At 62.4% G+C, this 22,986-nt stretch carries 19 protein-coding genes; 1 reads left to right on the forward strand and 18 read right to left on the reverse strand.

The window, feature by feature from the left end; all coding sequences use genetic code 11:
- Nucleotides 1-85: 85 nt before the first annotated feature.
- Nucleotides 86-3,979, reverse strand: a complete 3,894-nt coding sequence (gene purL, locus PG883_RS07150; protein ID WP_010675040.1) for a phosphoribosylformylglycinamidine synthase — start codon at nucleotides 3,977-3,979, stop codon at nucleotides 86-88.
- Nucleotides 3,980-4,128: 149 nt separating this feature from the next.
- Between purL and mltF the strand changes: the two genes are divergently transcribed.
- Nucleotides 4,129-5,622, forward strand: a complete 1,494-nt coding sequence (gene mltF / locus PG883_RS07155) for a membrane-bound lytic murein transglycosylase MltF (RefSeq protein WP_029314683.1) — start codon at nucleotides 4,129-4,131, stop codon at nucleotides 5,620-5,622.
- A 328-nt stretch (nucleotides 5,623-5,950) separates the two neighbouring features.
- On the opposite strand, the gene PG883_RS07160 is transcribed toward mltF, so the two are convergent.
- The 17 genes from PG883_RS07160 to iscA form a co-directional block, all read right to left on the reverse strand.
- Nucleotides 5,951-6,913: an IS1595 family transposase gene (locus PG883_RS07160; protein WP_010675043.1), complete on the reverse strand. Its 963-nt coding sequence runs from the start codon at nucleotides 6,911-6,913 to the stop codon at nucleotides 5,951-5,953.
- 71 nt (nucleotides 6,914-6,984) lie between these two features.
- Nucleotides 6,985-7,215 (reverse strand): zinc ribbon domain-containing protein, encoded by a 231-nt coding sequence (locus PG883_RS07165; RefSeq protein WP_010675044.1) that lies wholly within the window; start codon nucleotides 7,213-7,215, stop codon nucleotides 6,985-6,987.
- 123 nt (nucleotides 7,216-7,338) lie between these two features.
- A complete protein-coding gene (gene der, locus PG883_RS07170) occupies nucleotides 7,339-8,835 on the reverse strand; it encodes a ribosome biogenesis GTPase Der (protein WP_010675045.1) in 1,497 nt (498 codons plus the stop codon).
- A gap of 74 nt (nucleotides 8,836-8,909) precedes the next feature.
- The gene (bamB, locus tag PG883_RS07175; protein ID WP_029314685.1) at nucleotides 8,910-10,094 is read right to left on the reverse strand and encodes an outer membrane protein assembly factor BamB; all 1,185 of its coding nucleotides are present in this window, start codon (nucleotides 10,092-10,094) and stop codon (nucleotides 8,910-8,912) included.
- Nucleotides 10,087-10,737, reverse strand: a complete 651-nt coding sequence (locus tag PG883_RS07180; RefSeq protein WP_010675047.1) for a YfgM family protein — start codon at nucleotides 10,735-10,737, stop codon at nucleotides 10,087-10,089. Before PG883_RS07180 ends, bamB begins: the two co-directional genes overlap by 8 nt.
- A gap of 3 nt (nucleotides 10,738-10,740) precedes the next feature.
- Nucleotides 10,741-12,018, reverse strand: a complete 1,278-nt coding sequence (gene hisS / locus PG883_RS07185) for a histidine--tRNA ligase (RefSeq protein ID WP_010675048.1) — start codon at nucleotides 12,016-12,018, stop codon at nucleotides 10,741-10,743.
- Between the two features lie 138 nt (nucleotides 12,019-12,156).
- Nucleotides 12,157-13,287: a flavodoxin-dependent (E)-4-hydroxy-3-methylbut-2-enyl-diphosphate synthase gene (ispG, locus tag PG883_RS07190; RefSeq protein WP_010675049.1), complete on the reverse strand. Its 1,131-nt coding sequence runs from the start codon at nucleotides 13,285-13,287 to the stop codon at nucleotides 12,157-12,159.
- A 10-nt stretch (nucleotides 13,288-13,297) separates the two neighbouring features.
- Nucleotides 13,298-14,218: a RodZ domain-containing protein gene (locus PG883_RS07195; RefSeq protein ID WP_010675050.1), complete on the reverse strand. Its 921-nt coding sequence runs from the start codon at nucleotides 14,216-14,218 to the stop codon at nucleotides 13,298-13,300.
- Nucleotides 14,208-14,999, reverse strand: a complete 792-nt coding sequence (gene tapF / locus PG883_RS07200; protein WP_080560523.1) for a PilW family type IVa pilus biogenesis/stability lipoprotein TapF — start codon at nucleotides 14,997-14,999, stop codon at nucleotides 14,208-14,210. Before tapF ends, PG883_RS07195 begins: the two co-directional genes overlap by 11 nt.
- An 11-nt stretch (nucleotides 15,000-15,010) precedes the next feature.
- Nucleotides 15,011-16,114, reverse strand: a complete 1,104-nt coding sequence (locus PG883_RS07205) for a bifunctional tRNA (adenosine(37)-C2)-methyltransferase TrmG/ribosomal RNA large subunit methyltransferase RlmN (protein WP_010675052.1) — start codon at nucleotides 16,112-16,114, stop codon at nucleotides 15,011-15,013.
- Nucleotides 16,115-16,281: 167 nt separating this feature from the next.
- The gene (gene ndk, locus PG883_RS07210) at nucleotides 16,282-16,710 is read right to left on the reverse strand and encodes a nucleoside-diphosphate kinase (RefSeq protein WP_010675053.1); all 429 of its coding nucleotides are present in this window, start codon (nucleotides 16,708-16,710) and stop codon (nucleotides 16,282-16,284) included.
- Between the two features lie 277 nt (nucleotides 16,711-16,987).
- The gene (gene pepB, locus PG883_RS07215) at nucleotides 16,988-18,271 is read right to left on the reverse strand and encodes an aminopeptidase PepB (protein WP_010675054.1); all 1,284 of its coding nucleotides are present in this window, start codon (nucleotides 18,269-18,271) and stop codon (nucleotides 16,988-16,990) included.
- The gene (pepB, locus tag PG883_RS07220) at nucleotides 18,268-19,569 is read right to left on the reverse strand and encodes an aminopeptidase PepB (protein ID WP_010675055.1); all 1,302 of its coding nucleotides are present in this window, start codon (nucleotides 19,567-19,569) and stop codon (nucleotides 18,268-18,270) included. Before pepB (PG883_RS07220) ends, pepB (PG883_RS07215) begins: the two co-directional genes overlap by 4 nt.
- Nucleotides 19,570-19,726: 157 nt before the next feature.
- Entirely contained in the window at nucleotides 19,727-20,065 is a 339-nt protein-coding gene (gene fdx, locus PG883_RS07225; RefSeq protein ID WP_005299781.1) for an ISC system 2Fe-2S type ferredoxin, read from the reverse strand.
- Nucleotide 20,066: 1 nt separating this feature from the next.
- A complete protein-coding gene (gene hscA, locus PG883_RS07230; protein WP_010675056.1) occupies nucleotides 20,067-21,914 on the reverse strand; it encodes a Fe-S protein assembly chaperone HscA in 1,848 nt (615 codons plus the stop codon).
- A 28-nt stretch (nucleotides 21,915-21,942) separates the two neighbouring features.
- Nucleotides 21,943-22,461 carry a co-chaperone HscB gene (gene hscB, locus PG883_RS07235; protein ID WP_010675057.1) on the reverse strand — a complete coding sequence of 173 codons (519 nt, stop codon included), beginning with the start codon at nucleotides 22,459-22,461 and terminating at the stop codon, nucleotides 21,943-21,945.
- Between the two features lie 190 nt (nucleotides 22,462-22,651).
- On the reverse strand, nucleotides 22,652-22,975 hold the full coding sequence (iscA, locus tag PG883_RS07240; RefSeq protein WP_010675058.1) for an iron-sulfur cluster assembly protein IscA: 324 nt from the start codon (nucleotides 22,973-22,975) through the stop codon (nucleotides 22,652-22,654).
- Between the last annotated feature and the right edge of the window lie 11 nt (nucleotides 22,976-22,986).

Here is a 22,986-nt window from a genome sequence, read left to right on the forward strand (position 1 = left end):
CGCCTCCTCCTGCCCTCCCCATTCTCAGACCCATGCCCATAAAAAAACCGGCCACTGGGGCCGGTTTTTGGTTTCTTGCTGGCGCTTAACCCAGGCGAACCCGAGCATTGCGGAACATGCGCATCCAGGCGCCATCCTCTCCCCAGTTGTCCGGGTGCCAGGAGTTGGCCACGGTGCGGAACACCCGCTCCGGGTGCGGCATCATGATGGTGGCGCGGCCGTCCGCACTGGTCACCGCGGTGATACCGTCAGGGGAGCCGTTGGGGTTGGCCGGGTATTGCACGGTGACGTTGCCGCGGTTGTCCACGAAACGCAGCCCCACCAGACCGCTCTGTTGCAGCGCAGCCAGGTGAGCGGCATCGCGCACTTCCACGCGCCCTTCCCCGTGGGAGACGGCAATCGGCATCACAGAGCCAGCCATCCCGGCGAAGAAGGCAGACGGGGAGTCCTGCACTTCCACCAGGCTGAAGCGCGCCTCGAAGCGCTCGGAGCGGTTGCGCACGAAGCGCGGCCAGAGATCGGCCCCCGGGATGAGGTCGCGCAGGTTGGACATCATCTGGCAACCGTTGCACACCCCCAAAGAGAGGGTATCGCCGCGCTCGAAGAAGCGCTGGAACTGCTCACGGGCGTTGTCGTTGAACAGGATGGACTTGGCCCAGCCTTCCCCCGCCCCCAGCACGTCGCCGTAGGAGAAGCCGCCACAGGCCACCAGGGTCTGGAAATCTTCCAGCTTGATGCGCCCCTCGAGGATGTCGCTCATGTGCACGTCGACAGCGGTAAAGCCGGCGCGGTCAAAGGCGGCCGCCATCTCCACGTGGGAGTTGACCCCCTGCTCGCGCAGCACCGCCAGACGGGGAGAAACCCCGCGAGCGATATAGGGCGCGGCCACGTCGTCGGACGGGTTGTAGGTGAGCCTGGCCTGCAAACCCGGATCGGTGGCGTCCTGGCGGGCGGCATGCTCCTGATCCGCGCACTCCGGGTTGTCACGCAGGCGCTGCATCTGCCAGCTGGTCTCGCCCCAGATGGTGCGAAGGGCGGTGCGGCTGGCGCGATACACCTCGCTGCCGGCACGCTGGAACAGGATGAGGTCGTCTTCGCGCACCGTGCCCAGCACATGGGAGCAGGCTGCCAGACCGTGACCGGCCAGCAGGGTCAGCACCGCTTCCTTGTCTTCGCGACGAACCTGGATGACGGCCCCCAGCTCCTCGTTGAACAGGGCCGGCAGCAGGTCGCCACCCACGCGATCGAGCTGGATATCGAGGCCGCAGTGACCGGCAAACGCCATCTCGGTCAGGGTGACGAAAAGGCCGCCGTCGGAGCGGTCGTGGTAGGCAATCAGCTTGCGATCCGCCACCAGCGCCTGGATGGCGTTGAAGAAGCCCTTGAGCTGGACCGGGTTGTCCAGATCCGGGGCACTTTGCCCAAGCTGGCGGTAAACCTGGGCCAGGGCCGAGGCGCCGAGGCGCTGCTTGCCGTTGCCAAGGTCGATGAGGATAAGGTCGGTCTCACCGAGATCGGTGCGCAGTTGCGGGGTCACGGTATTGCGCACGTCCTCGACCCGGGCAAAGGCGGAGATGAGCAGGGAGAGCGGCGAGGTGACGCTGCGCTCTTCCCCGTCCTGCTGCCAGCGGGTCTTCATGGACATGGAGTCCTTGCCCACCGGGATGGTGATGCCAAGGGCCGGGCAGAGCTCTTCGCCCACCGCTTTCACGGCTTCGTAGAGACCCGCATCTTCACCCGGGTGGCCGGCTGCGGACATCCAGTTGGCGGAGAGCTTGACCCGCTTGAGGGAGCCGATATTGGCCGGTGCCAGGTTGGTCAAGGCCTCGGCCACCGCCATGCGGGCGGAGGCGGCATGAGAGAGCAGCGCCACCGGGGTGCGCTCGCCCATGGACATGGCTTCACCGTGGTAGCTGTCGTAGGTCGCGGCGGTAACGGCGCAGTCAGCCACCGGGATCTGCCAGGGGCCGACCATCTGGTCGCGGTTGACGAGGCCCGTTACGGTGCGATCGCCGATGGTGATGAGGAAGGACTTCTCCGCCACGGTCGGCAGGCGCAGCACGCGCTCGGCGGCGTCGCTGAGGGTGATGCCGTCCAGTTGCAGCGCCTTGCCCTGGGCGGGCAGGCTCTGCACGTCGCGGTGCATCTTGGGCGCCTTGCCAAGCAGCACGTCCAGCGGCAGATCGATGGGCTGGTTGTCAAAGTGATCATCAGAGAGAGTGAGATGCTTCTCTTCGGTGGCGGTGCCGATGACGGCATAGGGGGCGCGTTCGCGCTCGCACAAAGCCTTGAACAGAGGCAGCTTGTCCTGGGCCACGGCCAGCACATAGCGCTCCTGGGATTCGTTGCACCAGACTTCCAGCGGGCTCATGCCCGGTTCGTCGTTCGGAATGGCACGCAAGTCGAAGCGACCACCGCGATCCCCGTCGCTCACCAGCTCCGGCATGGCGTTGGAGAGACCACCGGCGCCCACGTCGTGGATGAAGACGATGGGGTTGTCGTCCCCCAGTTGCCAGCAGCGGTCGATCACTTCCTGGCAGCGACGCTCCATCTCGGGGTTGTCACGCTGCACGGAGGCGAAGTCGAGATCTTCGGCAGACTGACCGGACGCCATGGAGGAGGCTGCGCCGCCACCCAGGCCGATGTTCATGGCCGGACCACCCAGCACGATGAGGGCCGCCCCCACCGGGATCTCCCCTTTCTGGACGTGCTCGCTGCGGATGTTGCCGATGCCACCCGCCAGCATGATGGGCTTGTGGTAGCCGCGCACCTCGACGCCGTTGTGGCTCGGCACCTGCTCTTCGAAGGTACGGAAGTAACCCAGGATGGCAGGGCGACCGAATTCGTTGTTGAAGGCGGCGCCGCCAAGGGGCCCTTCCTGCATGATGTCAAAGGCGCTGACGATGCGGCTCGGCTTGCCGAAGTCCTGCTCCCAGGGCTGCTCGAAACCGGGGATGCGCAGGTTGGAGACGGAGAAGCCCACCAGGCCCGCCTTGGGTTTGGCGCCACGGCCTGTCGCACCCTCGTCGCGGATTTCGCCGCCGGAGCCGGTGGCGGCACCCGGGAAGGGAGAGATGGCGGTCGGGTGGTTGTGGGTCTCCACCTTCATCAGGATGTCGACGCGCTCCTGGTGATACTGGTACTCACCGTTGGCGGGGCTCGGGAAGAAGCGGCCACCCTGGCTGCCTTCCATCACCGCGGCGTTGTCTTTGTAGGCAGACAGGACATGATCCGGCGTCTGCTCGAAGGTGTTCTTGATCATCTTGAACAGCGACTTGGGCTGCTGCTCGCCGTCGATGGTCCAGTCAGCGTTGAAGATCTTGTGACGGCAATGCTCGGAGTTCGCCTGGGCAAACATGTAGAGCTCGATGTCGTTGGGATTGCGACCCAGCCGGGTGAAGTTGGTCACCAGGTAATCTATTTCGTCATCGGCCAGGGCCAGACCCAGGGTCACGTTGGCCTCTGCCAGGGCGGCGCGACCACCACCCAGCACATCTACCTGGGTAAAGGGGCGCGGCTCGTGGTGAGCAAACAGGGCGGCGGCCTCGTTCATCTCGGCAAAGACCACTTCCATCATGCGATCGTGCAGCAGGGCCGCGATCTCGCTGCGCTGGGCCACGCTCAGCTCACCCTTGGCCTGCACGTAATAGGCAATGCCGCGCTCCAGCCGCTTGACCTGTTTCAGGCCGCAGTTGTGGGCGATGTCGGTTGCTTTGGAAGACCAGGGGGAGATAGTGCCGGGGCGGGGGGTAACGAGGAACAGCTGACCGCTGGGGGTGTGTTCCGGGATGGTCGGGCCGTAGCGCAGAAGCTGGCCCAAGGTCGCTCGCTCGGGGGGCGACAGCGGGCTCGTCAGCTCGGCAAAATGCACGTATTCCGCATAGACGCTTGCTATCTCTACTCCTCTCTGTGCGCAGCTCTGCAGCAGCTTGTGGACACGAAACTCAGACAGTGCTGGGGCACCACGCAAGATTTCCATATACCTTTCTCACCAAGTTTTAGAGTGTGGGGGGATTTGAGACGCGCGTATTATAGGGATCAGGCCCATCCTGAACAAACGTTTTTCTCATCTCGCGCGGTGTGACTCCCTTCATACTCTCTGGTATAAAGGTGCCTCTTTTTTGACAAATGCCGATTTTTTCAACAAGGGTACTCACCTACTTGCGCTGCATTTTTCGACTGTTCATCGGGATGATGTTGACGCTGGCCCTGGCCGGTTGCGACTTCTACCACCCCTCCAGCCAACTGGAGCAGATCCGCCAGCGAGGCGAGATCCGGGTTGGCACCCTCTATGGCCCCACTTCCTATTACCAGCGTGACGACACCGCACTGGGGTTCGACTACGAGCTGGCGCAGCTTTACGCCGACTGGCTGGGAGTCAAGCTGACCATAGTACCGGCCTACAGCACCGCCGAGCTGGTCGAGCAACTGCAAAAGGGCAAGCTGGATCTCGCCGCCGCCGCCATCGTCGTGACCCCGGAGCGGCGCAAGCTGTTCCGCTTCGGCCCAGGCTTCTACCAGGTCTCCCCCAAGCTGGTCTATCGCAACGGCTCCCCCAGGCCCAAGAACCTCGGTGACATCAAGGGCAGCATAGTGGTGCCGGCGGGCTCCACCGGCGAGGACCTGATGAAGGAGCTGGCCAAGCAGTACCCCAACCTGAAGTGGAGCACCAATCGGGATGCGGACGTGGAAGAGCTGCTCAAGCAGGTGGCCGACGGCAAGGTGGACTACACGGTGGTGCAGGACACCATACTGGCCCGTACCCAGCGCTACTACCCCGAACTCACCGAAGGCTTGACCCTCGCCAGCAAGCAGACCGTGGCCTGGGCCATGACCAAGCTGCCCGACGACAGCCTCTACGCCAGCATCATCGACTTCTTCGGTCAGCGCTTCATGGATGGCGCCATCGCCAAGCTCGACGAGAAGTACTTCGGCCACGTGCAGAACTTCGATTTCGTCGACACCCGTACCTTCCTGCAACGGGCCAAGAGCCTGCTGCCCAAGTACCAAGCGCTGTTCCAGACCCACGCCAAGGATATCGACTGGCGGCTGCTGGCCGCCATCAGCTATCAGGAATCCCACTGGGATCCCCAGGCACGCTCCTACACCGGGGTGCGTGGCATGATGATGCTCACCGGCCCGACCGCCAAGGCGATGGGGGTAAACGATCGCACCCACCCGGAAGAGAGCATCAAGGGGGGCGCCCGCTACCTGCAGGAGATGATGGCGAAGGTGCCCGACTCGGTCCCGGCGGACGAGAAAGTGTGGTTTGCCCTCACCGCCTACAACATCGGCTACGGCCACATGATGGATGCCCGCCGCCTGACCAAGGAGCTGGGCAAGAACCCGGACGCCTGGAGCGACGTGAAAGAGGTGCTGCCCCTGTTGCAGCAGTCACGCTGGCATCGCAAGGTGCGCTATGGCTATGCCCGTGGCGGCGAGGCGCGCAACTATGTCAACAACGTGCGCCAGTACTACCAGAGCCTGCTCTGGCTCGACAACGAACAGCAGAAGGCCCATCGTCGCGAGGAGCTGGACGAGGACGACAGCAGCGAGCCGGACGTGCCAGCACAGCGTCCGGCCATCATCGCCGAAGTGGTCAAACAGATCATCACCCCCTAGCCTCGCCGGGGGTGTGTTTTCCTGCCCTGTTCTCTGTTACCATCCTTGGGTATACGAGGGGCGCTGGAGCGAACTTATTGCAATGTATTCATTGCGTTGCAGTTCCTGCCAAGGGCCCTTTCGGCCCCACGCAAGACCAGGGAGGAGAACAGGATGCGAGCACGCAGAAGAGCCATATTGGCCCGAAAAACCAAATGTGCCTGGAGCCCGAGACGCAAGCTCAAGCTGGCCGACATGAAACGCAAGATCTGGCACAGAAACCGCTCCTTCACGCTGCTGATAGCGGAGCACACAGTATAAACCCGGCATCAGCCGGGTTTTTTTATGGCTATGTCCCAATTACGTGTTGCATCGGGTGCCCTAGCGCCTCATGCAAACACATCTTGGTATTTACCTCCCTGCCGTAACGTTCCAGCATCCTGCGCCAGCCCAGATAATTCCTCAGGTAGTGGGTTGCGACTCCATGGAATCGTTCCATCCACTCCTTCAACCGCCGGTGATATCCGTTCACATGCTGGATGTGGTATGCCCCAATGACTCGCTCACCTAGACGGTTGTGCACCACCTGATGTGTTATGCCCCGCGCTTGGCTGAAACTGGCATACACCCCTGCACCATCACTGCAGAGCACTGCATCGGGCGCGATGAGTGGCTGCAACACCGCTTTTACCGTCTGCGCATCCAGCCTTTCCAGCTGAAAGTCGGCTTGATGGCCCGCCCTGTCCTGCACCACCATCACCGGGATGTAATCCCGCCCGGTCCCCCGGGTACGCCCTTTCCCGCCACGATGTCTTGCCGGACGAGGCAACCCTCGCTGCCCCTTGAACGATTCGAGGAAGAAGGTTTCATCCACTTCCACAATGCCTTCTTCCCATGTTGCCTGGTGGTTTGCCATCGCCTTCAGGAAGCGGTGACGCCACAAGAAGGCGGTGTTCTTGCAAACACCGCAGCGGACGGCGGCCTGGCGGACAGTGAGCCCGTCGATGAGAGCCTGGGCGTAGTCCTCCCAATGCTCAGCCTTACGTAATCTGGCCAAAGGCGTCTTGGTGAGGAGGGAGCTGGTTCGCCGACACTGCTTACAACGGTAACGACGCAGCCCACGGCTCCAGCCCCAGGGGGCCAGCTGGGTGTCATCCGCCTGGCAGTGGGGACAGCCGCAGCATGTGGGTAACTGGGCATGGAGGGACGTAATCGGGTGTGGAGCGGCGAGCTCATGCTGAGCGACACGGCGCTGACGCAGAGTAAGTAATGGAAAGAGGGACAACAGGTGTTGGAAGGCTGGCGTATCCATGATGAAGGTCCTCGCGGTGATGACCTACTTCCAGATTAGCCTTCCAACACATAATTGGGACAGCGCCTTTTTTATGCCTTGTCAGGCTGCGCTTCAAACAGAACGGTGCGCTTGGAGACCAGGGTGTTGCAGTGGTTGCAAAAATAATCCACCGCGCCGCAAGCCCGAAGCCGCTCCAGCTCCTGCCCGCAGGCAGGACACAGGGTCCGGATGCGATAACGGGCCTGACACTGGCCACACGTCGTCTCCTGGCTGCGGCTGTCCAGTTCGCCCTGACAGGCAGGGCAGGTCAGCGTGTTCATTCTCTTCTCGACTCCTCTTTACGTCACTGTGCACCGGCATCACTCGCAGCTCCTCCCCCGGTTTGTCTGCCCTGAGGAGGGCCACCAAGAAAAACGGCTGCCGGTAAGGGCAGCCGCAGGGCTTTATTTCTTCGCTTTGGCCTTGAGCAGGCGCTTGCGCTGGCGTTCCTGGCTCAGGGTCAGGGTGTTCTTCTTGCCCTCGAACGGGTTGACCGACTCCTGGAACTCCACCCGGATCGGCGTTCCCATGATCTTCAACGACTTGCGGAAGTAGTTGATGAGGTAGCGCTTGTAGGAGTCCGGCAGGTCATTCAACTGGTTGCCGTGGATCACGATGCGCGGCGGGTTGTAGCCACCGGCGTGGGCATACTTCAGCTTGACCCGGCGACCGTTCACCATGGGCGGCTGGTGATCTTCCTGGGCCATCTGCATGATGCGGGTCAGCATGGCGGTGCTGGTGCGGCGAGTCGCGGACTCGTAAGCCTCGTTGATGGATTCGAACAGGTGACCGACGCCACTGCCGTGCAGGGCGGAGATGAAGTGCACCCGGGCGAAGTCGATGAAGCCCAGACGTCTGTCCAGCTCGTTCTTGACGTCCTCTTTCACCTTCTGATCCAGGCCGTCCCACTTGTTGACCACCAGTACCACGGAGCGGCCGCTGTTGAGCACGAAGCCGAGGATGCTCAAGTCCTGATCCGTGATGGTCTCCCGAGCGTCAATGACCAGCAGGCAGACGTTGGCATCTTCAATCGCCTTGAGCGTCTTGATGACGGAGAACTTCTCCACCGTCTCGTGCACCTTGCCACGGCGACGCACGCCGGCGGTGTCGATGACCACGTATTTCTGATCGTCGCGCTCCATGGGGATGTAGACGGAGTCGCGGGTGGTACCCGGCATGTCGTAGACGATGACCCGATCTTCACCCAGCATGCGGTTGGTCAGGGTCGACTTGCCGACGTTGGGACGACCGACGATAGCAAATTTGATGGGCAGGTCGGCGAACGGCGTCTCCTTGGTGTCTTCCCGGGTGTCGAGCTCACCGGCAGCCACCATGCGCAGCAGGGCCTCTTCGTCGAACTCCTCCAGCTCCTCTTCCTCTTGTGCCTCGGTGGCAGAGCCGACCAGGGTCTCGAGGTGGGGGGCCAGGGCCAGCTCCAGCAGGCTCAGTACGCCACGGCCGTGGGCGGCCGCCATCTGGTAGACCTCGCCCAGGGCCAGACCGTAGAACTCGGACACCGCGGAGTCACCGTCGATGCCGTCGGTCTTGTTGGCCACCAGAAACACCTTCTTGTGGGTCTTGCGCAGGTGCTCGGCGATGGCCTGATCCGCCGCGGTGAGACCGGCACGGGCATCCACCATGAAGAGCACCACATCGGCCTCTTCGATGGCCAGCAGGGACTGCTCGGCCATCTTCAGCTCGATCCCCTCCTCGGTGCCATCGATACCGCCGGTATCGACCACGATAAATTCCAGCTCGCCCAGCTTCGCCTGGCCATATTTGCGGTCCCGGGTCAGGCCGGGGAAGTCGGCAACCAGGGCATCCCGGGTACGGGTCAGGCGGTTAAACAGGGTGGATTTCCCCACGTTGGGGCGGCCCACCAGGGCAACTACAGGAGTCATAAAAGCCTCATTCTCAAGACGACAAAGGCTCCGGGTCCGAAGACCAGGAGCCGGATATTCACATTATCGGACGATCAAGGACGCTTGAGGGCGTACAACTTGCCGTCACGGCTCTGCACATACAGGGTGTCACCCTCCACCAGCGGAGCGGCATAGAGACCACTGCTGTCGAGCTGCTGCATGGCCTTGATGGTCCCGTCGGTACGGTCCAGCCAATACAGGTAACCTTCCACATCGCCGACCACCACATAGTCACCCAGGATGACGGGGGCGGTCACGGTGCGGTTTTCCAGCTGGGTGTTGGACCACAGCTCGAGACCGTTGCGACGATCGACCGCAAACAGATGGCTGCGGCTGTCGGTCAGCACGATGGCATTGCCGGTCACCGCCATGTCGCGATAACCGGAATACTTGCGCTTCCACACTTCGTCGCCGCTCATCAGCTTGCGCGCCATCAACTGGCCGTTGTAGGCGATGGCGTAGAGCTCATCACCGGCAATCAGCGGGCTGGCATCGACGTCTACCATCCGATCCAGTTCGGTGGCGCCGCGCGGGTCAGCCACCTTGGATTGACGCACAGGCTGGCCGTTGCTCAGCAGGGCGATGCCCACCTTGCCATCGGCGCGGCCATAGATGACGGCACCGTTGGTGATGATGGGGGCGCCGGCACTGCGCAGGGTCAGGGGCGGCTGCTCTTCGGACAGGGTCCACTGCAGCTTGCCTTCGTCGGTATCGAGCGCCACCAGGCGACCGGAGGTGGTCAGCACCACCACGCGGCCATCCTCGACGGCGGGGCTCGCCACCACTTCCCCAGGAACCGTGGTCTGCCACAGCACTTCGCCGTTGGCCTCGTTCAGGGCGTAGACCACCCCGTTTTCGGACCCGAGGAACAACTTGCCGTAGCGAGAGACCAGACCACCGGAGAGACGGGCACTGCGCTTGTCGGCGTTGATGGGCAGATCTGCCAGATCCACGCTCCACAGCTCCTTGCCGCTCTCGCGCTCGAAGGCGGTCACATCGCCATCGCGGGCCGCTGCATAGATGCGGTCCTCTTCCACCACCGGCTTGAGCTGGGAGTAGAAGTCGCCGATGCCATCCCCGACCGAGGAGGACCATGCGGTATCGGCAGTGAACGCGGACTCGACCTTGGGCAGGGGTGCCATGGGGTTGAGATCTTCTTCCGAACTGAACAGGGAGCAGCCCTGCAAGGCGAAGGAGACAGCCACCCCCAGCGCCATTCGCTTGTACAGATTACGCATCCGGAGCCTCGCCCGCAGTGACGGCTGGCAGCGCCAGATCATCCATCTTCAGCTTGAGTTCGGCGCTGCTCTGCAGGCCGCCGGCATCCGCCGCCGCCTGATAGGCATCGCGCGCTTCTTCGGCCTTGCCCTGCTTTTGCAGGATGTCGCCGCGCACTTCCGCCACCTGGGCCTTGAAGGCGTCGTTGTTGATCTTGCCAAGCTGGGCCAGGGCCTCGTCAGCCTTGCCCTGATCGCTCAGGACCCGTGCCAGACGCAGGGCGGCGATGGGCTTGATGCTGTCGTCGCCACTGGCGGCCACCTGGGTCAGCTGCTCGGCAGCCAGATCCAGCTTGCCCGCCTTGACGGCAGCCGCGGCCAGTTGCAGAGCGGCCAGCTCGGCATAGGCGTCACCCTTGTGAGCGGTAATGAAGCTCTTTGCCTGCTCCAGGGCGGCGTCGTCCCCCTTGGCGAGCTGGGCGGTCATCTCGTTGTAAGCCTGGGAGGCGGCTTCCTGGTTGTTCTGCTGCATCTCGTTGTAGTAGCGCCAGCCAAAGAGGCCGACCAGACCGATCACGGTCCCGGCGATCACCGAGGTACCGTTCTCTTTCCACCAGTTCTTGATGACCTCAACCTGTTGTTCTTCAGTGGTATACACTTCCACAGCTTACTCTCCTTTCGCTGCCAGCAGGGCGATGGCGGCATCGACCGAGACGGTCTGTTGCTCGGCCTGGCCACGCAGATATTTGATGGTGATCTCCCCGCTTTGCACCTCGGTCTCCCCAAGGATCAGGGCAATGGCCGCGCCGCTCTTGTCGGCACGCTTGAGTTGTTTCTTGAAGTTGCCGCCGCCGCAGTGGCTCATGAGGCGCAAGTCCGGCAGGGCATCGCGCAGGCGCTCTGCCAGGGCGAAGCCAGCCTGCTCGGTCCCCTCACCCACCATGCAGAGATAGACATCCACCGCCGGGCGGATGTCAGCATTGAGTTCGAGGGTTTCAAGCATCAGCACCAGACGCTCCATGCCCATGGCAAAGCCCACTGCCGGGGTCGGCTGGCCACCGAGCTGCTCCACCAGGCCGTCGTAGCGACCACCGGCACAGACGGTGCCCTGGGCCCCCAGGCTGTTGGTCACCCACTCAAACACGGTCAGGTTGTAGTAGTCGAGGCCGCGCACCAGACGCTCGTTCACCTCGAACTGGATGCCGGCCGCCGTGAGCAGGCGCTTGAGCCCTTCGAAGTGAGCCAGGCTCTCTTCGCCCAGGTGATCGAACAGACGGGGGGCACCCGCCAGGATGGCCTGCACTTTCTCGTCCTTGGAGTCGAGCACCCGCAAAGGGTTGCTGTACATGCGGCGCTGGCTCTCTTCGTCCAGCTCGCTCTTGTACTGTTCCAGATAGGCGACCAGGGCATCGCGATAGGCGGCACGTTCGTTGCTCTGGCCGAGGGTGTTGAGCTGCAGGGTCACGTGATCGCTGATGCCGAACAGGCGCCACAGGCGGTGGGTCAGCATGATGAGCTCGGCATCGATGTCCGGCCCGTTGATGCCGAACAGCTCGACCCCGAACTGATGGAACTGGCGATAGCGACCTTTCTGGGGACGCTCGTGGCGGAACATGGGGCCCATGTACCACATCCGGCGTTCCTGGTTGTAAAGCAGACCGTGCTCGATGCCGGCACGCACGCAACTGGCGGTCCCTTCCGGACGCAGGCTCAGGCTGTCGCCGTTGCGGTCTTCAAAGGTGTACATCTCTTTTTCGACCACGTCGGTCACTTCACCGATGGCACGCTTGAACAGATGGGTCTGCTCGACGATGGGCATGCGCACTTCGCTGTAGCCATAGCTGGCCACGACCTGGCGCAGGATCTGTTCTACTTTCTGCCATACCGGGCTCTGCTCCGGCAGGCAATCATTCATACCGCGAATAGCTTGGATCTGTTTTGCCACGTTGATACTCGAGAAAAAGAGGTAAAATTTGGCCGCATTATAGGGATTTTCGACCCCGAGGTAAAATCGGGAGCCCGGATGCGGGATGTAAAATCAACAACCTAAAGCCGGGGCCACCCCAGGTGGCCCCGTCATCGTTCAACCTTTGTCCACCTGGATCTGGTTGGCCGGATCCAGCATGGCAGCCCGGGCACGGATGCGACGCTCCAGAGTCGGGATCAAATCCTTGTTGTCGAGCCGGTCGACCCGCTGGCCCCCCTCGTAGAAGGCACTCTTGTTGGCGGCGCCCGCAAGGCCGAGATCTGAGACCAGCGCCTCCCCCGGACCGTTCACCACACAGCCGATGATGGAGACATCCATCGGGGTGATGATGTCTTCGAGCCGCTCTTCCAGGGCATTGACCGTGCCGATGACGTCGAACTCCTGACGGGAGCAGGAGGGACAGGCGATGAAGTTGATGCCGCGGGAACGGATGCGCAGGGATTTGAGGATGTCGAAGCCCACCTTCACCTCTTCCACCGGATCGGCGGCCAGGGAGATGCGCAGGGTGTCGCCAATCCCTTCGCTCAGCAACATGCCAAGGCCAATGGCGGACTTGACCGCGCCGGCGCGAAAACCGCCCGCTTCCGTGATGCCCAGATGCAGGGGTTGATCGATCTGCTTGGCCAGCAGGCGATAGGCACCGACCGCCAGGAAGACATCGGACGCCTTGACGCTCACCTTGAAGTTCTGGAAGTCGAGGCGATCCAGGTAATCCACGTGGCGCATGGCGGACTCCAGCAGCGCCTCTGGGGTCGGCTCGCCGTATTTCTCCTGGAGATCACGCTCAAGGGAACCGCCGTTGACGCCGATGCGGATGGGGATGTTGTAGTGACGGGCGCAATCCACCACCGCACGCACCCGCTCCTCGTTGCCGATGTTGCCCGGGTTGATGCGCAGGCAATCGGCCCCGTATTCGGCCACTTTGAGGGCGATGCGGTAGTCGAAGTGGATGTCGGCCACGATGGGGATGCGGGTCTGCTGCTTGATGAGCTTGAACGCTTCCGCCGCCTCCATGGTGGGGACGGAGACCCGGACGATGTCGGCGCCGACCCGCTCGATCCGCTGGATCTGCTCGACGGTAGCGGCCACGTCCGTGGTCTTGGTGTTGGTCATGGTCTGTACCGTGATGGGGGCATCGCCCCCAACCGGCACGTTGCCGACCATGATCTGTCTGGATTTGCGACGAACGATGGGTGATTCGTGTGCGGGCTTTTCGTGAACAGACATGGCGGACTGATTACTCCTGCGGCAGTGAGAAGCGGGCAGTCCGGCCGTTGTTGTAACGGCTCATGTCGAAGGACTTGCCCTGATATTCGAGATTGACCGCCATGGGCGCGCCAATGATGAATCTGAGTGGCTCGGGTCCTTCCAGTACCAGTTCGTCGTTCGCCTTCTTCAGACCGCTGAACAGGGTCTTGCCGTTGGCATCCTTGACGTCCAGCCAGCAATCGGCGGTGAAGCTCATCTTGAGCTGGGGCGCCTTGGCGGGCTCGGTGGTCGTGCTCTCGGCAGTCGAGACCGCGCCGGAAACGTCCGTCGGGACGGCTGCGCTGGCATCCGTAGCGACCACAGGCAGGGTCGCGGTGGCACCGCTCACCACAACCTGGGTGGACACGGCATCGGACGCTGCGGGCAGCACGGGCTCGGCGACCTCCACGGCGGGGGCAACATTCGCTTCCGGCGTATTGACGGTCGCGCTCATCTCGGTCGCCGCCAAGGCGTCGTCACCGGCAGAGCGGCGCGCCGTGCTCTGCCACCACCAGGCGACGGAGAGCCCGATCAGCACCAGAATCACCAACCAGGTCACCACCTTGAGCCGGCTGTCATTGGCCTGCTGGCGGGAGCGACGGGAGAAGCTCTGCATGTCGATGTTGTCGGGGGGAGTCAGTCCCAGCTTTTCGTAGGCGGCGAGGATGGTCTCCTCGGGGATGCCCACGAGCTTGGCATAGGCCCGCAGATAGCCACGAATGAAGGTATGGGACGTGTGCTTGTCATAGGTATCCGCTTCGATGGCGGCGATCAGGGTCAGACGAAGGTGAATGCGGGACGCAACCTGTTCCCGGGTCCAGCCGAGCTGTTCACGGGCATTGCGCAGCAGCTGGCCTGGGCCAACTGCCTGGGAGTCGTCTTGGAAATCGTGTGGCTGTTCAGTAGTCATTGGCTAAGTAACGCTTGGCTTGTTGCGAAGTGGGATATTGCCTTACCAGCTCAGTCCCGAATTGGTGAAGTAATGCCGGTTTGTCCATGGCCTGGGCCAGCCGCAGCCGGAGCCAGAGGCTCTCCTCGTTCTCCTCTGCCACGTCGGCAAAGCGCACGAGGTAAGACTGGACATCAGGAAGCTTGCCATCTTTCATGGAAAGCTCGGCCATGTCCAGCAATAACCTAGGATTGCGGGGATTATACCCCAAGGCCAGACGATAATACTCGCCAGCCTTGTCATTTCTGTGATTTTGCATCGAGCAGAGCGCCGCATTCTCGTAGGTATCGGCGATCTTCACGTAATCGGGCTGGCTGACGGCCTGCAAGAACGCCTTTTCCGCTTCGTCGAAGCGGCCACGGTTGCAGAGGAAGGCGCCATAGTTGTTCATCGCGTCAGCATTGGACGGATCCATGGCCAGCGCTTTCTTGTAGCTCGCCTCGGCGGCCTTGAAATCCGACACCTGCTGATAGAAATAGGCAAAACCGATGTAGACCTGAGGATTGTTGGGATCGTACTGAAGGGCGCGGTCGAGATTGAATTTGGCCTGCTCGGCATTGCCCTGGCGCAGATACTGGATACCCAGATCGAGACGAGTCTGGGCGGCGGCCTTGAGGTCGGGACCCACTTCACGCTGGGTCGAATTCTGGCCAGCGTAAGTGGTCTCTGTGACACAGCCTGGCAGCGCACAGAGCGCTGCCACTACGATCAATGTACGGATATCCATTTCCTGTCTATACAATGGCTTAGGAGTTAAACCATTTTGACGGAAATCCCATCCTGTTGCATCCGATTTTTCATGGTGCGCTTGGTGCGGTCGATCACCTCCCCCACCAACTGCCCACAGGCGGCGTCAATGTCGTCACCACGGGTTTTGCGCACGATGACGGTCAGGCCGTATTCCATCAGCACCTTGGAGAAACGGTCGATACGGCTGTTGCTCGGCTTGCCAAACGGGTTGCCCGGGAAGGGGTTGAACGGGATCAGGTTGATCTTGCAAGGGGTTTCCTTGAGGACCTTGGCCAGCTCATGGGCATGCTGCATGTCGTCGTTGATGTGGTCGAGCAGCACATACTCCACGGTCACCCGGCCTCCGTTGGCGTTGGACTTGGCCAGATAGCGACGTACCCCGGCAAGGAAGGCTTCGATGTTGTACTTGTCGTTGATCGGCATGATCTCGGAGCGAAGCGCATCGTTCGGCGCATGCAGGGAGATGGCCAGGGCAACATCGATCTGGTCGCCCAGCATGTCCAGCGCCGGCACCACACCGGAGGTGGAGAGAGTGACGCGGCGCTTGGAGATGCTGAAGCCGAAGTCATCCATCATCAGCTTCATGGCCGGTACCACGTTGGCGAGGTTGAGCAGCGGCTCACCCATGCCCATCATCACCACGTTGGTGATGGGGCGCTTGCCACCCACCACTTTGGCGGCACGCCACACCTGGCCGATGATCTCGGAGACTTTCAGGTTGCGGTTGAACCCTTGCTGGGCGGTGGAGCAAAAGGTGCACGCCAGGGCGCAGCCCACCTGGGAGGAGACGCACAGGGTAGCGCGGTCCGCTTCCGGAATGTAGACGGTCTCCACCTCCTGATCGCCCACCTGCAGCGCCCATTTGATGGTGCCATCGGCGGAGCGCTGTTCACGGCTGATCTCGGGGGCACGGATCTCGGCAATCGCCTTGAGCCGCTCGCGCAGCGCCTTGTTGACGTTGCTCATCTGATCGAAATCATCACAACCGAAGTGATAGATCCACTTCATTATCTGATCTGCCCGGAACGGCTTCTCGCCCAACTCGACGAAGAAGGCACGCATGGCATCCCGGTCGAGATCCAGCAGGTTGGTTTTTGTTTCGCTCATCAGGGGCCTCAGCTCACACACTTCATAAATTATCGGCTGACCTACGTCAGGGGGCGGCATTGTACAAATAATGGGTCTGGCTTTCCACCTGGAGAATAAGTGGATATTGGCAGGATGACCAAAAAACAAAAGGGAGCCGAAGCTCCCTTGGTCACCAGCAGACAACATCAGCCGCGCGGGCAGATCTCGTCGTCGGAGAAGAAGTAGGCAATTTCACGGGCGGCAGAGGCCGGGGCATCGGAGCCGTGGACGGCGTTGCGATCGATGCTCTCGGCGTAGCAGGCGCGCAGGGTGCCGGCCAGGGCCTCTTTCGGGTTGGTGGCGCCCATGATTTCACGGTGACGACGGATGGCGTCTTCACCTTCCAGCACCTGTACCATGACGGGGCCAGAGGTCATGAAGCCGACCAGACCATCATAAAACGGCTTGCCCTGGTGCTCGGCGTAGAAACCGGCGGCCTGTTCGCTGGTCAGGTGCAGCATCTTGGCAGCAACCACTTTCAGTCCGGCGCTTTCGAAGCGGCTGTAAATGGCACCAATCAGGTTCTTGCTGACCGCATCCGGCTTGACGATGGAGAAGGTACGTTCGATAGCCATTGAGTTCTTTCCTTAACTACAGAGTTTTATTGTAGGAATCCATGTTCGGCGGCGATTATACGTAAACAAAAAACGAAATAACACACAAAAAATCAACTTTTTGTTAAACAAAAGAATCCTTGAAACAACATGGTGACTCATCTTGTGCCAGGGTAGAGAGAAAAAATGTGCGCTTGCGCACGATCGGCATGCTAATGCCTCAAAACCGTATCAATTGCTCAGCAAAGCAGCACTGGAAAGGGCCCCCTGAGGTGCCCTTGTGATGCCGTTCACTGACTCAGCGCGCCTCCGCCATCAGGGTATGGGCGATGGTGCGCATCCCCAGGGTATTGGCCCCGGGCGCCCACAGACTGTCGCCGTTCTCGCTGAAGCAGGCGGCGAGATCGACATGCAGCCAGCCTCTTCCCTCATCAGGGACAAAGCGGGAGAGGAAGCCTGCCGCATTGGAGGCTCCCCCCGGTCCGCCGCCCGGCACGGGGCGGCTGTTGGCGGTGTCGGCATAGTGGGACGGGCACTGCTGGCGATGCCAGGGCTCCAGCGGCAGCGGCCATGCTGGCTCCTGCTCCGCATCCGAATAGGCCATGGCGCGGCTCACCAGCCCCTTGTCCAGTCCAAACAGGGCGTTGTAACGCCCCCCCAGCGCCATCACGGCCGCCCCGGTGAGGGTGGCGGCGTCGATGATGAGCGGCGCACCAGACTCGCCGGCCAGTTGCAAGCCGTCGGCCAGGATCAGACGCCCTTCGGCGTCGGTATTGACCACCTCCACCGTGGTGCCGTTCTTGTAGGTGAGGATGTCACCCAGCTTGTAGGCATGGCCGGATACCAGGTTCTCGGCGCAGCAGAGGATGAGCTTCACCCGCTTGTCGAGGCCACGCAGAATGGCCAGCGCCAGCGCGCCGGTGACGATGGCGGCACCGCCCATGTCGTGTTTCATGGTCAGCATGCCCTGGGAGGTTTTCATGGAGTAGCCGCCGGAATCGAAGGTGATCCCCTTGCCCACCAGGGCGGCCGCTACCGGCGCCTTGGGATCCTTGCCCGGATTGAAATCCAGCTCCAGCATCACGGGCTCGCGGTCACTGCCACGACCCACTTGATAGAGACCGACCCAGCCCGCCTGTTGCAGCGCCTCTCCCTTGAGGATGCGATGGCTGATCCGGTCCGGTGCCAGCTCGGTGAGGAAGGCGGCGGCTTCGACCGCCAGCTCCAGCGGCCCCAGCTGCTCCGGGGTGGCGTTGGTCATCTCCCGCACCCAGCGCCCGCACAGCCAGCGAGCCTCCAGCTCCTCCCTGTCCTCCTCGGACGAAGTGGCCCACTGCAACCCCACTTCCGCCTTGGGCGTCTGCAGCCCCTGGGCAAAGGCCCACTGCTGCTCGCGCTCCCAGTGGCCAGCCAGGACAACCTGCTGGATCCCCTGGCTACACAGGCGCCGCGCCGCCTGCTGGATATCCAGCAAGGGAGTGGCGCTCACCAGATGGATCACCATGCCGTCGGCACGGTGGGAGAGCAGCGCCCCCTCCCCCCACTCGGCCGGTGCAAACTCTCGGCTCAACCAGACGTTCATGCGCACACCTCCTGCAGCCAGCGGGCAATCGTGCGAAGACCATGGCCCTTGGCCCCGGTCGCCCAGAGCTCATTGCCCGACTTCTGATAGGAAGCGGCCAGGTCCAGGTGCACCCAGCCCTTGCCTTCGTCACGGACGAAGCGCGACAGGAACGCCGCTGCCGTGGTGGCGCCGGCAGTACCTTCTGCGGACGCCACATTACCCAGCTCGGCAAAGGCCGAGGTGAGCTGGCCTGCGTGCCAGGGTTCGAGCGGCAGCGGCCAGGCCTTCTCGTTTTCAGCGTTGGCGGCAGCCAGCGCGCGCACCTGCTCCGCCTCATCGAGGGCAAACACGGCATTGTAGTCGCGGCCCAGCGCGGTCTTGGCGGCGCCGGTCAGGGTAGCAGCGTCGAGGATGTAGGCAGCCCCGCTTTCGCTGGCGGCCAGCAGGCCGTCTGCCAGCACCAGGCGACCTTCCGCGTCGGTATTCTGGATCTCGACCGAGATGCCGTTGCGATAAGTGAGGATGTCGCCGAGCTTGAAGGCGTGGCCGGAGACCAGGTTCTCGGCGCAGCAGAGGATGAGCTTGACCCGCTTGTTCAGGCCACGGCTGATGGCCAGCGCCAGGGCGCCGGTCACCATGGCGGCGCCGCCCATGTCGGACTTCATCGGCAGCATGTTGTCGGAGGACTTCATGGAGTAGCCGCCGGAATCGAAGGTGATCCCCTTGCCCACCAGCGCCGCGACCACAGGGGCGTTGGCATCCCCGGTCGGGTTGTAGTCGAGCTCCAGCAGCACCGGCTCGCGCTCGCTGCCACGGCCCACCGACCAGACCCCGATATGACCCGATTCACGCAAGGCTTCGCCAGCGGTGATGCGGGCGGTCACCTTGTCACCGCCGAGGCTGCGAATGAGCAGCAGAGCGGACTCCGCCAGGCTCATGGGGTAGATGGCTTCCGGGCAGCCGTTGGTCACCTCGCGCACCCAGCGGGTCGCTTTGAGCAAAGCAGCCAGCTCGGCAGCCTCCTGATCGCTCTGCTCGCCGAAATCGAGCTCGCGATCCCCCTTGGCGGCATAGAAGCCCTGGGCAAAGGCGTAGCGACGCTCCCCATTCCAGCCCTCACCCACCAGTTTGACGCGCTTGATGCCGCTCGACTCGAGGCGTCTGGCCCCGCGCTGGATGGCGCGCAGCGCCTCCTTCTCCTGGCCAGCGGCCAGATGGAGATGGGCCTCGTCGCCGTTGAAACTGAGCAGGGCACCCTCGCCCCAGTGGGCGGCGGCAGCCTGGGACGACAACCTTACGTTCATCATGTCAGCCATGTTCTCTTGCTTCCTTTTTATTGGCACTTTCATCAACGAATAGGGAAATCACGGGCACAAAAAAGGCCGCTCCCTCAAGGGTCACGGCCTTCACCATATCATTACTGCACCATGAGATGCTGCACGCGCAATTCACTCATGTGTAATTAAGGGGTCATCAGTGGCGCTCGGACGCCAGATTCAGGGTGTACTTGGGCAGTTCCACCACCAGATCCTCATCCGCCAGTCTGGCCTGGCAGCTGAGACGGGATTCCGGCTCCAGCCCCCACGCCTTGTCCAGCATGTCGTCTTCCAGCTCGTCGCTCGGCTCGAGGGAGTCGAACCCTTCCCGCACCACGCAATGGCAGGTAGTACAAGCACAGGACTTCTCGCAAGCGTGCTCGATCTCGATGCCGTTGCGCAGCGCGATATCCAGAATGGTTTCACCGGTCGCACCTTCGAGGGCCGCGCCGTCCGGACAGAGCTCGGGATGGGGCAGAATAATCAGTTTTGGCATATCACACCTTGTTGACGTTTTGTCCGGTCAGTACCTTGCGGATGGAGGCATCCATCCGGCGGGCTGCAAATTCGCCACTGGCAGCGTCCGCCGCCTCGATGGCCTCTTTGATCTGATTGGTGGTGCCCGTGCTGCGCATAGTCAGCAGATGGGCGATGGCGGCATCCAGCTCGGCCCGCTCGGTGGGGCTCAGCAACGCCTCGCCATCGGCGGCCAGGGCGGCGTTGAGGCTCTCAACCACCCGGTCGGCCTCGACCTGCTGCTCCGCCAGCATGCGGGCGTCCATGTCCTGCTGGGCATTGGCGATGGAGGCGCTCAGCATGTTGAGGATGTCATCCTCACCCAGCCCGTAGGAGGGCTTGACCTGGATCTCGGCCTGCACGCCGGAGGATTTCTCCATGGCGCTGACCGACAGCAGACCGTCCGCATCCACCTGGAAGGTGACGCGAATATGGGCGGCGCCGGCCGCCATGGGCGGAATGCCGGTCAGGGTGAAGCGGGCCAGGGAGCGGCAATCCGCCACCAGCTCGCGCTCCCCCTGCACCACGTGGATCGCCATCGCGGTCTGGCCATCCTTGAAGGTGGTGAACTCCTGGGCGCGGGCCACCGGAATGGTGGTATTGCGCGGGATCACCTTCTCGGCAAGGCCGCCCATGGTCTCTAACCCTAAGGAAAGCGGGATGACGTCCAGCAGCAGCATCTCGGCATCAGGCTTGTTGCCCACCAGGATGTCGGCCTGGATGGCGGCACCGATGGCCACCACCTTGTCGGGGTCGATGCTGGTCAATGGCGTGCGGCCGAAGAACTCGCCCACCCGCTCGCGCACCAGCGGCACCCGGGTCGAGCCGCCGACCATCACCACTTCCAGTACCTCTTCCTGCTCGAGACCCGCATCGCGCAGGGCGCGCCGACAGGCCTGCAGGGTGCGTTTGACCAGGGGCTGGATCAGCTCGTCAAACTGGCTGCGGGTGACGGTACCCTGCCAGCCGGCAAAGGCGCAGACAACGGCATCGGCATCGGTGAGGCCGTGCTTGATGCTGGCCGCCGCATCCAGCAACTCGCGCTGGGTACGGGCATCGAGCTGACCGGACAACCCGGCTTGCTCTTTGAGCCAGTCCGCCAGCAGATGGTCGAAATCGTCACCACCGAGTGCCGAGTCGCCACCGGTGGCCATCACCTCAAACACCCCGCGATGCAGGCGCAGGATGGAGATATCGAAGGTTCCGCCACCCAGGTCATAGACGGCGATCACCCCTTCCTGGCCTGAGTCGAGGCCATAGGCGATGGCGGCCGCCGTGGGTTCGTTGAGCAACCGCAGTACGTGCAGACCGGCCAGTCTGGCCGCGTCCTTGGTACCCTGACGCTGGGCATCGTCAAAATAGGCGGGCACCGTGATGACCACGCCGTCGAGATCTCCCCCGAGGGACGCGGCACCGCGCTCGGCCAGTTTTTTCAGGATCTCGGCCGAGACCTGCACCGGATTGACCAGCCCCTGGCGGGTCCGCAACTGGGGCATGCCCGTCTCGGTAGCCACGAACTCGTAAGGCTGCTGGCGGGTATCGATGTCGGCCAGCGCCTTGCCCATCATCCGCTTGACCGAGACGATGGTGTTGTGGGGATCGAGGGCCGCCTCACGCTTGGCATCGAAGCCAACCCGGATGGTATCGGCCTGGTAATGGACCACGGAAGGCAGCAGATCACGCCCCTGCTCGTCACAGAGGGTGTCGGCCTGGCCGCTGCGCACGGCGGCGACCAAGGAGTTGGTGGTGCCAAGATCGATGCCGACGGCACGTTTATGCTGGTGAGGTGCGGCGCTCTGGCCTGGCTCGGCAATTTGCAGTAATGCCATGGGTAATCACAATTCCTGCGTTAGAGGGTCAAGACTCGAACAGCGAGTCTTCGAATCGTTCCAGCTCCTCGAGGAGCTTGTCGACAAATTTGAGCTTGCGAACGCAATCCGCCGCCTGCAGATCCTCACCCCTGGTGAGAGAGTCGGTCAGCCGTTGCATCAACGCCTGGTGATCATGCCTGATCTCCTGGCGAAAATCCTTGATGGCCCCCTCAGGGTCGGCATCGCCCTTGAGATCAGCCAGCCGCTCTCGCCACTCCAGCTGTTGCATCAGAAAGGCAGGATCTTGCAGTGTCTGCTGCTCGCCGCGAATATCGGTGCCCCGCAAGGAGAGCAGGTACTCGGCTCGGCGCAAGGGGGCCTTGAGGGTAGTAAACGCATCGTTGATCTGGGCAGCACGCTGCACGGCAGCAAGCTGCTCCCGCTCGGGGGCAGTCGCAAAACGATCGGGATGGAACTGGGTCTGCAGCTGACGATAGGTGTCAGCCAGTTGGCGAGTATCGAGCTCGAAGCCCTCAGCCAGCCCGAACAGCTCGAAATGATTCATCCTTCGTCCTCAGACAATAGCGCTGGGAGTGCAACCACACTCGTCTTGAACTTGAAAGCAGTGGCATGGACTGGCGTCCACACCACTGTGTTGATGAGCAAGGTGTTGATCACAAGAGACTCGCCGCAACAGGGCTCACCCTTGTGGCTGCGAGGCGTTGCAAACATGGGCGATCGGTCAATCGAACCACTTACACGCTGAAGCTTTCGCCACAACCACATTCGCCCTTGGCATTCGGGTTGTTGAACTGGAAGCCCTCGTTGAGGCCTTCCTTCACGAAGTCCAGCTCGGTGCCATCCAGGTGGATCAGGCTCTTGGCATCCACGATGATCTTGACGCCTTTCTGCTCGAACACCTGATCCTCGGCAGCCAGCTCATCCACGAACTCGAGCACATAGGCAAGGCCAGAACAGCCGGTCGTCTTGACGCCGAGGCGCAGGCCGATGCCCTTGCCCCGGTTGATCATGAAGGAGGAAACCCGCGCCGCTGCGGCATCTGTCATGGTTATGGCCATACTGCTCTCCG

Origin of the sequence: Aeromonas sp. QDB25 (assembly GCF_027707725.1) — a bacterium.
GTDB classification, from domain to species: Bacteria; Pseudomonadota; Gammaproteobacteria; order Enterobacterales; family Aeromonadaceae; genus Aeromonas; species Aeromonas caviae.